Origin of the sequence: Sphingomonas ginkgonis, from assembly GCF_003970925.1 — a bacterium.
GTDB classification, from domain to species: Bacteria; Pseudomonadota; Alphaproteobacteria; order Sphingomonadales; family Sphingomonadaceae; genus Sphingomicrobium; species Sphingomicrobium ginkgonis.
In genome coordinates this window covers 341,850-355,599 of record NZ_RWJF01000001.1, presented here as the reverse complement: position 1 = coordinate 355,599, position 13,750 = coordinate 341,850, and the positions used below count along the sequence as shown (strand labels likewise).

The 13,750-nt window shown below is 67.8% G+C and carries 14 protein-coding genes; 13 read left to right on the top strand and 1 reads right to left on the bottom strand.

Annotated features, from left to right (window positions below):
• Positions 1-9 precede the first annotated feature (9 nt).
• The 12 genes from HMF7854_RS01770 to HMF7854_RS01715 all read left to right on the top strand — a co-directional run bounded on the left by HMF7854_RS01770 (position 10) and on the right by HMF7854_RS01715 (position 11,522).
• A complete protein-coding gene (locus HMF7854_RS01770; RefSeq protein ID WP_126717533.1) occupies positions 10-1,212 on the top strand; it encodes a CpaE/TadZ family protein in 1,203 nt (400 codons plus the stop codon).
• Between the two features lie 107 nt (positions 1,213-1,319).
• Entirely contained in the window at positions 1,320-2,630 is a 1,311-nt protein-coding gene (locus HMF7854_RS01765) for a TadA family conjugal transfer-associated ATPase (protein WP_126720004.1), read from the top strand.
• The gene (locus tag HMF7854_RS01760; RefSeq protein WP_126717532.1) at positions 2,627-3,628 is read left to right on the top strand and encodes a type II secretion system F family protein; all 1,002 of its coding nucleotides are present in this window, start codon (positions 2,627-2,629) and stop codon (positions 3,626-3,628) included. The genes HMF7854_RS01765 and HMF7854_RS01760 overlap by 4 nt, the downstream gene beginning before the upstream one ends.
• Position 3,629: 1 nt before the next feature.
• A complete protein-coding gene (locus HMF7854_RS01755) occupies positions 3,630-4,598 on the top strand; it encodes a type II secretion system F family protein (RefSeq protein ID WP_239016792.1) in 969 nt (322 codons plus the stop codon).
• A 17-nt stretch (positions 4,599-4,615) separates the two neighbouring features.
• Positions 4,616-5,626, top strand: coding sequence for a LytR C-terminal domain-containing protein (locus HMF7854_RS01750; RefSeq protein ID WP_126717531.1), 1,011 nt, complete (start codon positions 4,616-4,618; stop codon positions 5,624-5,626).
• The gene (locus tag HMF7854_RS01745) at positions 5,623-6,435 is read left to right on the top strand and encodes a tetratricopeptide repeat protein (protein WP_126717530.1); all 813 of its coding nucleotides are present in this window, start codon (positions 5,623-5,625) and stop codon (positions 6,433-6,435) included. The genes HMF7854_RS01750 and HMF7854_RS01745 overlap by 4 nt, the downstream gene beginning before the upstream one ends.
• Positions 6,432-6,920, top strand: coding sequence for an A24 family peptidase (locus tag HMF7854_RS01740; RefSeq protein ID WP_126717529.1), 489 nt, complete (start codon positions 6,432-6,434; stop codon positions 6,918-6,920). Before HMF7854_RS01745 ends, HMF7854_RS01740 begins: the two co-directional genes overlap by 4 nt.
• A gap of 8 nt (positions 6,921-6,928) precedes the next feature.
• The gene (locus HMF7854_RS01735; RefSeq protein WP_126717528.1) at positions 6,929-7,378 is read left to right on the top strand and encodes a hypothetical protein; all 450 of its coding nucleotides are present in this window, start codon (positions 6,929-6,931) and stop codon (positions 7,376-7,378) included.
• A gap of 43 nt (positions 7,379-7,421) precedes the next feature.
• Positions 7,422-8,621 (top strand): dual-specificity RNA methyltransferase RlmN, encoded by a 1,200-nt coding sequence (gene rlmN / locus HMF7854_RS01730; RefSeq protein WP_239016791.1) that lies wholly within the window; start codon positions 7,422-7,424, stop codon positions 8,619-8,621.
• On the top strand, positions 8,614-9,372 hold the full coding sequence (locus tag HMF7854_RS01725) for a sulfite exporter TauE/SafE family protein (RefSeq protein WP_239016790.1): 759 nt from the start codon (positions 8,614-8,616) through the stop codon (positions 9,370-9,372). Before rlmN ends, HMF7854_RS01725 begins: the two co-directional genes overlap by 8 nt.
• A 37-nt stretch (positions 9,373-9,409) precedes the next feature.
• Positions 9,410-10,264 (top strand): oxygenase MpaB family protein, encoded by an 855-nt coding sequence (locus HMF7854_RS01720; protein WP_126717527.1) that lies wholly within the window; start codon positions 9,410-9,412, stop codon positions 10,262-10,264.
• Between the two features lie 37 nt (positions 10,265-10,301).
• Positions 10,302-11,522: an SAM-dependent methyltransferase gene (locus HMF7854_RS01715; protein ID WP_126717526.1), complete on the top strand. Its 1,221-nt coding sequence runs from the start codon at positions 10,302-10,304 to the stop codon at positions 11,520-11,522.
• A 59-nt stretch (positions 11,523-11,581) separates the two neighbouring features.
• Here the strand turns inward: HMF7854_RS01715 and HMF7854_RS01710 are convergent, their stop codons facing one another.
• Positions 11,582-12,076, bottom strand: coding sequence for an EF-hand domain-containing protein (locus HMF7854_RS01710; RefSeq protein WP_126717525.1), 495 nt, complete (start codon positions 12,074-12,076; stop codon positions 11,582-11,584).
• A gap of 91 nt (positions 12,077-12,167) precedes the next feature.
• Between HMF7854_RS01710 and HMF7854_RS01705 the strand changes: the two genes are divergently transcribed.
• Positions 12,168-13,742, top strand: coding sequence for a hypothetical protein (locus tag HMF7854_RS01705; protein ID WP_185829117.1), 1,575 nt, complete (start codon positions 12,168-12,170; stop codon positions 13,740-13,742).
• The last annotated feature ends 8 nt before the right edge of the window (positions 13,743-13,750 follow it).

Sequence of the window (13,750 nt, the reverse complement as noted above, 5' to 3'; positions counted from 1 at the left end):
GAGCCGGTCGTGACCGCCATGCCGCCGATGCATGAGAGCAGGAGCTTCCGGCCGCAGGGCCGCGAGGCGCCGGTGCAGCTCTATTTGTCGGGCGCGTCGGGCGATGCCAGCGCGCTGGTCGGCTGCCGCGCCGCGAACCTGCCGCTCGTGCTCAACCTCATCCCGGTGACCGAATGGATCGACCGGGCCGAGGTCGCCGGTGCCGCCGCCGCGGTGGTCCAGGTCGATGCCGACACGCCCGCCTCGATCAAGCGGTTCGAGAAGCTGGCGGGCGAGAGCCAGACCCCGCTGCTCGCGGCCTGCTACGAACCGCCGCTGGCGCTGGTCCGCTCGCTGATCCGTCTCGGCGCGCACGACGTGCTTCCGCTGCCGCTCGCGCTCGACGACCTCGAGACGGCGCTCGCCCCGCTCGCCGAGCGGCGCAGCGCCGATGCCGCCGACAAGCTGGTCCGCAACGCCCGGCTGGTCAGCGTGGTCAAGAGCCGCGGCGGCGCCGGCGCGACCGCGCTCTTGACTCAGCTCGCGGTGCGCTTCGCCGAGCGCGAGACGAAGGCCGGGCGCGAGGCCTGCTTGATCGACCTCGATCTCCAATATGGCGACGCCGCCTTCCAGCTCGGCCTCCAGCCCTCGCTCACCCTGTCCGACCTCGTCGAGGCCGGCAGCCGGCTCGACGGCGAGCTGATGCGCCAGATCGTCACCCGCCACCATAGCGGGCTCAACGTCATCGCCGCGCCGACCGCGCTGCTGCCGCTCGACACGCTCAGCAACGAGGCGGCGATCGCCATCGTCGAGCGGGCTGAGCGCGAGTTCGGAACCGTCTTCCTCGACCTGCCGGCGAACTGGACCAACTGGTCCATGTCGCTTCTCGCCCGCTCCGACTGCGTCCTCCTCGTCACCGAGCTCAGCATCCCCAGCCTCAACCGCGCGCGCCGCCAGCTCGACCTGATCGAGGCGCAGGAGTTGGGCGCGCTAGACGTCCGGGTCGTCGTCAACCGCGCCGGCGGCGGCCTCTTCAAGCCGCTCCGCACCGAGCATGTCGAGCAGGCGCTGGGGCGGCCCGCCGCCTTCCTCGTCGGCGACGACCGGGAGCTGATGGACGCCGCGATCGACCGCGGCGTTCCAATCGGCGAGCTCAAGCGCAAGAGCGGGCTGGGCCGCGACCTCGACGCGATCGACGCCGGGCTCGTGCACGCCCTGCGGCTGGAGCGCTGACCATGTGGCAGATCCGCAAGCCCAGCGCCTCATCCGCCGCCGGGAGGCCGGACGAGCTCGGCGCCGATCCCCAGTCGGAGGAGCGCAAGCTCGAGCAGCGGCGGCTGATGACGGTCGGCGATGCCGGCGCCTTCGCCAAGCGCGACGTCAACACCGAGCTCAAGGTCGAACTCCACCAGCGGCTGCTCGACCTCATCAACCTGTCCGCGCTCGACAACATGTCGCGCGAGCAGATCGAAAGCGAGGTCGGCGACATCCTCAACGAGGAGATCGACAAGCAGCGCCACGCCCTCAACGCGGCCGAGCGACGCCAGCTGGTCGACGACGTACTCGACGAGCTGCTCGGCCTCGGGCCGCTCGAGCCCCTGCTCAAGGACGCGACGATCACCGACATCCTCGTCAACGGCCACGACCATGTGTTCGTCGAGCGCTACGGATCGCTCGAGGCGAGCCCGGTCCGCTTCAAGGATGAGCGGCACCTGCTGCGGATCATCCAGAAGATCGTCAGCGCGGTTGGGCGCCGGGTCGACGAGTCGCAGCCGATGTGCGACGCGCGCCTCGCCGACGGCAGCCGCGTCAACGCGGTCGTTCCGCCACTCGCGCTCGACGGCTCGCTCCTGTCGATCCGCAAGTTCGCCAAGGTGCCGATCTCGATGGCCCGGCTGGTGGAGATCGGGTCGGTCCCGCCGCCGATCGCCGAGGTGCTCCGGAGCATCGTCGCCTGCCGCCGGAACGTGCTCATCTCGGGCGGCACCGGCTCGGGCAAGACAACCATGCTCAACGCCATGTCGGCGTTCATCGACAATCGCGAGCGGGTCGTCACCATCGAGGACTCGGCCGAGCTCCAGCTCCAGCAGGCGCATGTGGCGCGGCTGGAGACCCGCCCCGCCAACATCGAAGGTCGGGGCGAGATCGCCCAGCGCGACCTCGTCAAGAACGCGCTCCGCATGCGCCCCGACCGGATCATCGTCGGCGAGGTTCGCGCCGGCGAGGCGTTCGACATGCTCCAGGCGATGAACACGGGCCACGACGGCTCGATGACGACCGTTCACGCCAATACCCCGCGCGACGCCCTGTCGCGGGTCGAGCAGATGATCGGCATGTCGGGGATCGACATCAGCGCCCGCTCGGCCCGGGCGCAGATCGCCTCGGCGATCAACGTGGTGATCCAGGTCGCCCGCCTGTCCGACGGGCGCCGCCGGCTGATCAGCCTCGCCGAACTGAGCGGAATGGAGGGCGAGGTCATCACCATGCAGGAGATCTTCCGCTTCCGGCAGACGGGGATCAGCGCCGACGGGACGGTGCTCGGCCGGTTCGAGGCGACCGGCATCCGTCCGCGCTTCGTCGACCAGGTCGCCGCTTACGGCATGCAGCTGAGCGCCGACCTGTTCCACCCCGACCAGCGATTCGACGCATGAGCTCCGACTGGATCCGCGTCCTCGCGCTGATCAGCGTCTTCGCGGCGGTGCTGCTGGCGGTGGAGGTGCTGGTCACCGCCGTGTCGACCAGCCGCTCGAAAGGCCGGGCGATCAACCTCCGGCTCCGGATGATCAACAGCGGGCGGTCGCGCGAGGAGACGCTCAACCTTCTCCGCCGCCGCGACAACAGTGTTCCCGACACGCTCCCGGCCTGGCTGATCGGCCCGGCGCGCCGGTTCGAGAAGATGGTGATGGCCGCCGGCATCACCACGGCGACCAGCCAGCTGATGATCGGCCTTCTCCTCGCGCCCTTCGTGCTGCTCGGTATCATGGTGCTGGTGCTGCTGGCGCTCGGCAGCCCGATGAACATGGGCCGGCTGCTGCTGCTCGCGACGATCAGCGGGCTCGTCGGCCTCGCGCTGCCGCTCTACGTCCTGTCGTTCCGCGCGACCCGGATGCGCAAGAAGATGGAGGAACAGTTCCCGGTCGCGCTCGACGTCTTCGTCCGCGGCCTCCGCGCCGGCCACCCGGTCGCCGCCGCGCTCGACCTGCTGACGGTCGAGATGCCCGACCCGATCGGCAGCCAGTTCGGGCTGGTGGTCGACGAGGTGACTTATGGCGCCGACCTCCGCGACGCGCTCCACAACATGGCCGAGCGATGGGACCTCGACGACATGCGGATGTTTGTCGTCAGCCTCGCGGTACAGAGCGAGACGGGCGGCAACCTCGCCGAGATCCTGGAGAATCTCTCCAAGGTGATCCGCGACCGCGCCTCGATGATGATGAAGGTCCGGGCGCTGTCGAGCGAGGGGCGGATGACCAGCTACATGCTGACCGCGCTGCCGATCCTGACCTTCCTCCTCCTGTTCACGGCCAATCCCCGCTTCTTCCTCGACGTCGCGGACTCGCGGGCGTTCGTCCCCGGCTTCGTCGGCCTCGCCGTCCTCTACACCATCGGCTTTGTCATGATCCGCCGGATGGTCGACCTGAAGGTGTGACGTGACCGAACTCATCGCCGAGAACCAGATCGCGCGGATCGCCCTGCTCGGGCTGATCTTCGTCTTCGTCGCCGGGATCGGCTTCGTCGCCGCCACCATGTTCGGCGACCGGCGCGCGGCGCGCGAGCGGCTGGTCGGCGATACCCCGCGGAGCGAGCTGGTCAGCGTGTCGCCGTCTGGGTCGCTGCGCGGCCATTCGGCCGAGGGCGCCTGGTCGCGGCTCGTCACCTCGATCGAGAAGACCGGTCTCAGCCTCGCCGACACCAAGGACGAGGCGCTCCGCTCGCGGCTGGTCGCGGCGGGCTACACCGCGCCGCAGACGCCGCGGGTCTACACGCTGATCCGGCTGATCCTCGTGGTCGCGCTGCCGGTCACCATCTTCCTGCTGTTCTGGCTGACCGGGCGCCGGCCCGGCATCGTCACCCTGTGGTTCACCGCGGTGGTCGGCGCGGTTCTCGGCCTCTACGGCCCGAGCCTGTTCATCCGTGCCAAGGCCGATCGCCGCCGCGAGCAGCTGGTCAACGGCTTTCCGGACGCACTCGACCTGCTGCTGGTCTGCGTCGAGGCCGGGCTCGGGCTGGAGGCCGGCTTCTCGCGGGTTGGCATGGAGCTGACCCATTCGCACCCGCTGATCGCCGAGCAGATCGGGATGGTCGTGCTCGAGCTGCGCGCCGGGCGGAGCCGCGAGGACGCGTTGCGGCGGATGGCCGACCGCGCCGAGGTGGACGAGATCCGGGCCTTCGCGACCCTGCTGATCCAGTCGACCAAGCTCGGCTCGTCGATCTCGCAGACGCTTCGAACCTACGCCAGCGAGATGCGCGAGAAGCGGCGGATGCGGGCGGAGGAGAAGGCGCACCGGCTGCCGGTGCTCCTCTCCATTCCGCTGGTCGCCTGCATGCTGCCGGCGATGATCGGGGTGTTAATGCTGCCCGCGGTGATCCGGGTGGTACGGGCGTTCACGGCTCATTGAGCAAGCGAGGGGGGTGAATGATGCGGTGGGCTCCATGGCCTCTCCTGGCGGCGAGCGCGGGTGCGCTGGCGGCCTGCGCCGGGGCCGGCGACCCAGTCGCCGTGCGTCCGCTCGGGGCGAGCCCGCTGGCAGCGGGCGAGCAGCCGCTCAACGTCCGCGTGGCGGAGGGTCGGGCGCAGTTCGCGCTCGGCAATGTGGCGCTGGCGCTTGAAGCCTTCCGCAAGGGGCTGCGCGAGGATCCGACCAGCGTCGACGCGCTGAACGGCATGGCGGCCTGCTACGACCGGATGGGCCGTTTCGATCTTTCGCGCCGCTACTATGAGGACGCGCTTGCCATCGCTCCGGGCGATCCGCGGCTCTACCGCAACCTGGCGCTCTCGCTCACCCTGCAGGGACGGACCCGGGAGGCGGCGGCGCTGCAGTCGGAATATGCGGCCCGGCTCAAAGCGGCGGAGCGGGGAACGGTCGCCGCGCTGCTGCCAATCCCGGTTCCGGCTCCGAACCCAGTCCCTGCTGCTGCAGCAGCGGCGGCGGCAAGTCCGGCGGAAGCTTCCCCGCCGCCCACTGCGCGAAGCGTCACGGTCCGCCTCGCCGCGGCCGCGCCGGCCCTCCCGCCGGCGAGGCTTGAGCGGCTTTCGCTCGGCGAGGTCGCGCTGGTCACCGGCTCGCGTCCGCTGTGGGCGGCGGTTCCGGTCCGCGTCGGGGCCCGCAGCGCCACCTTCGTGCTGCCCAGAGCGCGGGCTCGCGGGCCGGTGCTGACCCTCCTCAACGCCAGCCGGATCGAAGGGCTGGCGCGGCGGACCCGGCTGCGGCTCCAACAGCGCGGCTGGCGCAACATCGCGATCGGCAATGCCCCGAGGACCGCGACGGCTACCCTTATTCTGTACCCCGCCCCCCGCCGCCCCGAGGCGCTGCGGTTGGCGGCGCAGTTTGGCGTAACGGTGCGGCAGCAGCTGTCTGCCGATCCTGGAATGACGCTGATCCTTGCCCGTGACGCGGCGGGGAGCAAGCTGCTTCGGTCGTCGTGAGCCTCATTGCGGCACTTCTCGTACTGGCAGGCGCGCCGGTGTCGGCAGCGCCGGGAGTCTCGACGAGTCTTGCCGAGGCGGCCCATGCACTAGAGGCGGGCCGGGTCGAGCAAGCCCGCCTGATGATCGGCGCCGCCGTCGCGGAGGGTGCCGCCGGAGATAGGCTCGACCGCCTGCTGGCGGACCTTGCCCTTGCGCGCGGCGAAGACAGCGAGGCGTTCGCCGCCTATCAGCTGCTCCTGAAGCGGAATCCAAGCGACCCGCAGCTGTTCGAACGCGCAGGAATCGCGGCGCTTCGCAGCGACCAGCCGGAATGGGCCACGATTCTCCTCGACAAGGCTGTCGCGGCACCTGCAGCAGGCTGGCGCGCGTGGAACGCCCGGGGCAGCCTAGCCGATAGGAGCGGCGATTGGGCGCTCGCCGACCGCTGCTACGCGGCTGCGGTACGCCTGGCGCCTGAACGGATGGAGCCGCTCAACAATCGGGGCTGGTCGCTGCTGCTGCGTGGCCGGCCTGCAGAAGCGATCAGCTGGCTAGAGCACGCCGCTGCATTGGCACCCGAGCAGCAGCGGATCAGCGACAACCTGGAACTGGCCCGCACTGCCGCCGCCGCGGACCTGCCAAGTCGCCGGCCCGGCGAGGCCGACGAAGCTTATGCGGCTCGCCTCAACGATGCCGGGGTGGTCGCTGATCGTAACGGACAGCGAGACCGCGCCCGTGCGGCTTTTGCCCGCGCCATCGAGGCTCGCCCCGACTATTATCTGCGCGCGGCCAACAACCTTGCTCGCCTAGGACCACCGCCCCCATGAACCTTCCTCTCGTCGCCCCGACGTGGCTTGCCGGACTTTTCGTCCTGCTCCTGGTCCTGGCATCGGTCGAGGACAGCTGGCGCTTGCGCATCTCCAACTGGACCTGTCTCGGCCTGATCGCCGCCGCATTCGCCGCGGCATGGCTCGCCGGTCCGCGACCGTCGCTGTGGCAGAACCTCCTCGTGTTCGCGGCGCTCTTGGGCGTTGGCCTACCGATCTTCGCCGCGGGCAAGTTTGGGGGCGGGGACGTCAAGCTGTTCGCCGCAGCGGGTCTGTGGTTCTCGCTCGATGGCGCCTGGCGCTTCCTGATGCTGACCCTGTTGGCCGGCGGTCTTCTCGCCATGATCATCCTTGCGGTGCGGCTGGTGCCGTGGGGCGCGGGTGCCAGGGACAGGGTGGTGGTGCTGCGTCGACGCGGTGGCATTCCCTATGGCGTGGCCATTGCCAGCGGTGCCTTGCTGACGGCTGGGCTGCTGCCGCGCTAGAAGAGCAGATGGGCTCGATTCTCCTGCTGCTGGCAACGGCGACTCCGATCTACGCTGGCACGAACTGGGCCGCACTCACGTCGGGACAGAGCTGCCTTGCAATGGCCCGCTCGGAGCTGGTGGCGCCGCGCGGCAAGGTCCAGCCGACCATCGCCGTCGCGTTCGACCGCGGCGGTACGCGTCGCGGCCAGGTGAGTGTGCGTCTGGGTCGACTGGTACGCAACGGATCTCAGCCGCTGCTGCAGGTCGGAGAACGACCGTTCCTGCTCCTCGCGTCCGGCGATCGCGCGTGGAGCCGGGACTCCGCCCAAGATGCGGCCATTCTCGTCAGCCTGCGGTCAGGCGGCGCTGCGAAGCTCAGCTATCGCGCCCAAGGCGGCGGCGGGTACAGCGATCGCTTTCTCCTCGGAGGAGCCGCGACGGCGATCGACTCCGCGGCAGCCACCTGCAGCCGCTGACACTGGCAAAAGCGGGTCGTCTCGCCTACATGGCCTCCCTGCCATGAGCGCCGATACTGCCTTGATGCCGATTCCCGGCCCGGTCGATCCCGTGCCAATTCCCCGCCCGTCGCCGGTCGAGGAGCGACCCAATCTCGTGGGCCGGCCGCGCGAAGAGATACGCGCGATGCTGGAGCAGGCCGGTCTCGAGCCGCGCCAGGCCAAGCTCCGCGCCAAGCAGATCTGGCACTGGACCTATAACCGGGGCGCAACCGAGTTCGCTGAGATGACCGACATCGCCAAGGCCCAGCAGCCTTGGCTTGCCGAGCGGTTCACCATCACCCGGCCCGAGGTGGTCGAAGCTCAGGTCTCCACCGATGGCACCCGCAAGTGGCTGCTCCGCACACGCGATGGTCACGACTTTGAGATGGTGTTCATCCCGGATGCGGACCGCGGAACGCTGTGTGTTTCCAGCCAGGTCGGCTGCACATTGAACTGTCGCTTCTGTCACACCGGCACGATGCGGCTGGTCCGCAATCTCGAGCCGAACGAGATCGTCGGGCAGGTGATGCTCGCCCGTGATGCGCTTGGCGAGTGGCCCAGCCAGCCCGAGGGACGGATGCTCACCAACATCGTGATGATGGGCATGGGCGAGCCCCTCTACAATTTCGAGCATGTCCGCGACGCGCTGAAGATCGTCATGGACGGAGACGGGCTGGGCCTTTCCAAGCGGCGGATCACGCTGTCGACCTCGGGTGTGGTGCCGATGATGGAGCGCTGCGGCGAGGAGATCGGGGTCAATCTCGCGGTATCGCTGCACGCGGTGACCAAGGAGATCCGCGACGAAATCGTGCCCTTGAACCGCAAGTACGGGATTGAGGAACTGCTTCAGGCCTGCGCCAACTATCCCGGTGCGAACAATGCCCGCCGCATCACCTTCGAATATGTGATGCTGAAGGACAAGAACGACAGCGACGAGCATGCGCGCGAGCTGGTCCGGCTGATCCGTCACTTCAGGCTGCCCGCGAAGGTCAACCTCATCCCGTTCAACCCGTGGGACGGCGCGCCGTACGAATGTTCGACGCCGGAGCGGGTTCGGGCATTCAGCAATATTATCTTCGAGGCCGGCATCTCGGCGCCGGTGCGGACTCCGCGCGGGCGCGACATCGACGCTGCCTGCGGCCAGCTCAAGACCGCCGCCGAGAAGCGCAGCCGGGCCGAGCTGGACCGTCAGGCCGAAGCCAAGCTGGCCGCGATTGGCTGACCTTGCCGGGCTGGCGCTGGTCGCCGGTGCCGGGCTGGTCGGAGGCGCGATGAACGCGCTGGCGGGTGGGGGTACCTTCGCTACCCTGCCCTCTCTCCTCGCCATCGGGCTGCCGGCCAACACCGCTAACGCGACGTCCAATGTGGCCTTGCTGCCCGGCGCCGCGGCGAGCGCCTGGGCGTTCCGCGACGAACTCGGGCCGGTCGGCGGTGTCGATTGGAAGCTGCTGGCGATCGTCAACTTCGGCGGCGGGCTGATCGGCAGCCTGCTCCTCGTCATGACGCCGACCCGGACCTTTGACCTCATCATTCCCTGGCTGGTGCTCTACGCCTTGGTGGTGCTGGCTGCTGGCAAGCGGGCCGCGGAATGGCTTGCCGCTCGGGTCCGTATCGAGCGTTGCACGCTGGTTGGGATTCAGGCGCTGCTCGGCATTTACGGTGGCTATTTTGGCGGCGGTGTCGGGCTGATGATGACCGCGACCTACGGACTGCTGGCGGGGCTGCATCCACGCAGCCTGTTCGCCCCGCGAACCACCATGCTGGCAGTCGCCAACGCGGCGGCGGCCATCGTCTTCGTGTCCTTCGCGATGGTGGTATGGCCGCCGTGCCTGGCGATGCTGGCCGGTAGCATCGTCGGCGGCTGGGCTGGAGCGCATCTCGGCAAGCGGCTCCCCAACGGAGCGGTGCGCGCCTGGACCTTGCTGGTGACTGCAGCGACGACGGTTGTCTTCTTCTGGCGGGCTTACGCCTGAGCCGGAGCGCGTTGGCCGTTCCCGCGTTCAGTTGCTGATGGCCACTCGCGCGCTCCCTCCAACCGAACAGCTGCGCCGTCGGATCGCCGGCGAGGTTGTCGACTTCTTCAACGACCGTTCACGCGGTCAGCAGCCTATCGTTCGCTCGCACGAGGCGCTGGTGCCGCCCGGATCGGTCGCCTGGCGTGTCCATGGCGACGTGACCTCGATGATGGTCGGCGGCGTAGCCGCGCTGCTGCTGCAGATGCTCCACCCCGGTGCGCTCGCGGGGGTCTGGGATCACAGCGAGTTCGAGCAGAACATGCACGGACGGCTGCGCAACACGGCGCGCTTCATTGCGGTCACGACTTATGGGCGCCAAGCGGACGCGGAGGCGGCCATCGCGCGGGTTCGGCGGATCCATGACCAGGTGAACGGGATCCTCCAGGACGGCACGACCTATGACGCCAATGACCCGCGGCTGCTCGCCTGGGTGCATCTTGCCGGTTCCGCCATGTTCCTGGCCGGGTGGAAGAGGTTCGGCGAGCCTGACATGAGCATGTCGGACCAGGATCGATACTGGTCGGACGTGGCGCCGATTGCCGAGCGGCTTGGCGCCGATCCGATCCCGCGTTCGGTCGAGGCGGCAAGCGAACTGATGCGGGACTACCGAAACGAGCTCCGCGCGGACCAGCGGACCGTGGCGATCCGCCATGCGATCCTCGAGCCGAAGGTGGACCGGCTGCGCGACCGTCCGGTTCAGTTCCTGCTTTCGCGCGCGGCGATCGACCTAATGCCCGACTGGGCGCGCCGGATGCATCGCCTGAGTTCGTCCGGTCTCGCCCGGCCGGCCGTTTCAGGGGCGACGCTGGGGCTTGCCAAGACGCTCCGCTGGGCCCTGTCCCCGCGGTAACTTGCGCGGCTTCGCGGAGAAACTATCACGTCCGCGCATGAGCATTATCGGCCGTTTCATCGACCAGCTGCTGCCAACCGGCCGCATCACCCTGATCCAGCCGGACGGCAGCCGCGAGACGCACGGCGGCGGTGACGGCAGCCGGTCCGTTACCGTCCGTCTACATGACAAGCGGGTTCTGTTCGACATCGTCCGCAATCCGCGCCTCAAGATCGGCGAGGCCTATATGGATGGTCGGATCAGCATCGAGCACGGGGGGATCCTCGATTTGCTCGAAATGGTTGTCGGCGCCAATCGCTTCGAGGCCGGCGGGCACAAGGGGAAGCTGAAGAAGGGCAAGCTGAGCAAGCTCAAGAAGCTGCTTCGTCGGAACGATGCCGCCAAGTCGCGCAAGAACGTCGCGCACCATTATGACCTGGATGACCGGCTCTACGACCTCTTCTTGGATGCCGACCGACAATACAGCTGCGCCTACTTCACCGATCCGGCCAACAGCCTCGAGCAGGCGCAACGAGACAAGAAAGCGCACATCGCCGCCAAGCTGTGGCTGAAGCCAGGGCAGCGGGTGCTCGACATCGGCTGTGGCTGGGGCGGCATGGCGCTGTACCTGAACAAGGTCGCCGACGTCGATGTGCTTGGCGTGACATTGTCGACCGAGCAGCTGGCAGTTGCTCGGCGACGGGCAGAAGAGGCAGGGGTTGCCGACAGGGTCAAGTTCGAGCTGATCGACTATCGTTCGCTCGACGGACGCTTCGACCGCATCGTCTCTGTTGGCATGTTCGAGCATGTCGGCGCGGCACATTTCCACGAGTTCTTCGCCAAGTGCCGCGAGTTGCTGGCCGACGACGGCGTCATGCTGCTGCACACGATCGGCAAGTACGGCAACTCGAGCGGGCCGGACCCATTTACCGACAAGTGGATCTTCCCCGGCTATCACCTGCCGTCGCTGTCGGAACTGAACGCGGCGTCTCAGGACGTCCGGCTGATTGTCACGGACATCGAGACGCTCCGCGTGCACTACGCCTACACGCTCCGTCACTGGCTCAAGAACTGCAAAGAAAAGCGAGCGGAGATCGTGGCTCTCTACGATGAGCGGTTCTTCCGCATGTGGGAGTTCTATCTCGCAGCGGGAATCGTCGCCTTCGACAATGGCGCAATGAACAACTTCCAGGTGCAGTATGTCCGCGACCGTCATGCGCTGCCGCTGATCCGTGACTATATGTTCGAAGCCGAGCGCCGCTATCGCGAGTTGACCTGAGCCGAATGCAAAGAGACCCGACGCTGGCGCGCCGGGCCTTCTTCGATCTGCGCGACGGCCTAGTTGCCGTTGCGCATGTCCATCATCTTCTGGCGCATGGCCTGCCGCTCGTCGGGCGTGAGCAGGCCGTCATGGTTGGCGTCCATCATGTCGAAGTGAGCCAGCGCGGCGGCCTGCGCCTCCGCGAGCGTGACACGGCCATCGCCATTGGCATCGGCCATGGCGAAGAGGCGAGCGCCCATGCCGCCCATGCCGCCCATGCCTCGGCCTCGACTCTCGCCATCCGCTCCGCCGCGGCCATGGCCGCCGCGCATTCCCCCGCCGGTCGCCGCGGCGATCTCGTCAGGCGTGAGCACCCCGTCATGGTTGGCATCAAAGCGGGCGAAAAGCTGCTGAACATGCTGGGCCACGTCGGCTCGCGCCATGGTTCGCCCGCCCGCGGTCTCGTGAGAGCGCTCGCCAGCCATCGGCTGGGCCAGCACCATTGCTGCAGCGCCCCCGGCAGCCGCCCAAACGGCACTGAAGGCGAGCGTACCGGCAACCAGCTTTTTCATCTTTGTAACTCCTCAACACAGGCCGAGCCGACTAGCGGCGGTGCGCTGTATGAATCTTGAACGCTCCCGGATTGAAACCGCGATGCCGGCTATGGCAGGGGCGGGCGCGAGCATGAACCCGCCAGCGCCGATTGCCGCCACGGTCACCGGTCCGCGCCCCTGGTGGGAAACGCGGCCCTTCGTGGTGTTCCTCATCCTGCTCTCGACGGTCCCGCTGCTCTATCCGACCGTGCCGCCGCTGGTTGACCTGCCGGCGCACATGGGGCGGTACCGGGTCGCGCTCGCGGTTGGGCACCCCAGTCCGCTCGCCGGCTGGTACGGCTATGATCTGAAGCTGATCGGCAATCTCGGCGTCGACCTGCTGGTCTATCCCCTGGCCAAGCTGATCGGGCTTGAAGCAGCGGTGAAGCTGATCATCCTGTCCATCCCGGCGATGACGGTTGCAGGCATGCTGTGGGTTGCGCGCGAAGTCCACCACCGTCTGCCGCCCACCGTGCTGTTCGCGATCCCCTTCGCTTACAGCTATCCCTTCCTGTTCGGTTTCGTGAACTTCGCCTTGTCCATGGCGCTGGCGTTCCTCGCCTTTGGCTTCTGGTTGAGACTGGCGCGAAAGCGACGTTTCCGGCTCCGGCTCGCGTTATTCGCACCCATCAGTTGTGTGGTCTGGGTCGCCCATACGTTTGGCTGGGGCGTGCTCGGGCTCCTGGCCTTCTCGGCGGAAGCTGTCCGCCAGCATGACGAAGGTCGTCCATGGTGGCAGGCTGCCTACCGGGCCGCGCTGCAGGCAGCCTGCCTGGCGCTGCCGGTCGTCATGATGCTGCTGTGGCGCTCGTCGGCCGGCGGGAGCACCATCGATTTCTTCGCGTGGAGCAAGAAGCTCCAATATCTCAACAGCATCCTCCGCGACCGCTGGATCATTTGGGACCAGACCAGCGCCGCGCTGGTGGGGCTGCTGCTGTTCCTCGCGATCGTAGTCCCCAAGCTAACATTTTCGCGGAACCTCGCTTTTTCTACTCTGCTGCTAGCAGCGGCGTTCATCGTTCTCCCGCGCATGATCTTCGGGTCCGCCTATGCGGACATGCGGCTGGCCCCGTTCGCCGCGGCGATCGCTGTGCTCGCCATCCGCTTCAAACGTGAGACCGATCTCCGGCTGGCGCGGACACTGGCATTTGTCGGCTTAGCCTTCGTGCTAGCCCGAACGGCTACAGTGACCACCAGCCTCGCGATGGCTGGCTTCGATCAGCAGGCCAAGCTGGCTGCGCTCGACCATGTTCCGCGGTACGCCCGGGTCGTTTCCCTCGTCAGCCGCTGCGGACAATGGGCGCTCACCCGCAACGATCACCTACCGTCGATGGTCACCGTCCGGCGAGAAGGCTTTTCAAACGACCAGTGGGTGATGGAAGGCGGCAACCCTCTCACCATCCACTATCCGCAAGCGCGGCCGTTCGACGTGGACGAAAGCGAACTGGTGGCCGCGCAGCGTTGTGCCCGCCATCGCCGCACCCGCACGCTCGACACATCGATCCCGCGGATCCCGGCGGGCGCCTTCGACTATCTCTGGCTGATCGATCCCGGTCCGTTCGACACGCGTGTCCTGCGTGATTGGCAATTGGTATGGAGTGGACCCGGAAGCTTCCTCTACCGTTACTCAGCGGCACGGACCTGACTGGAGTT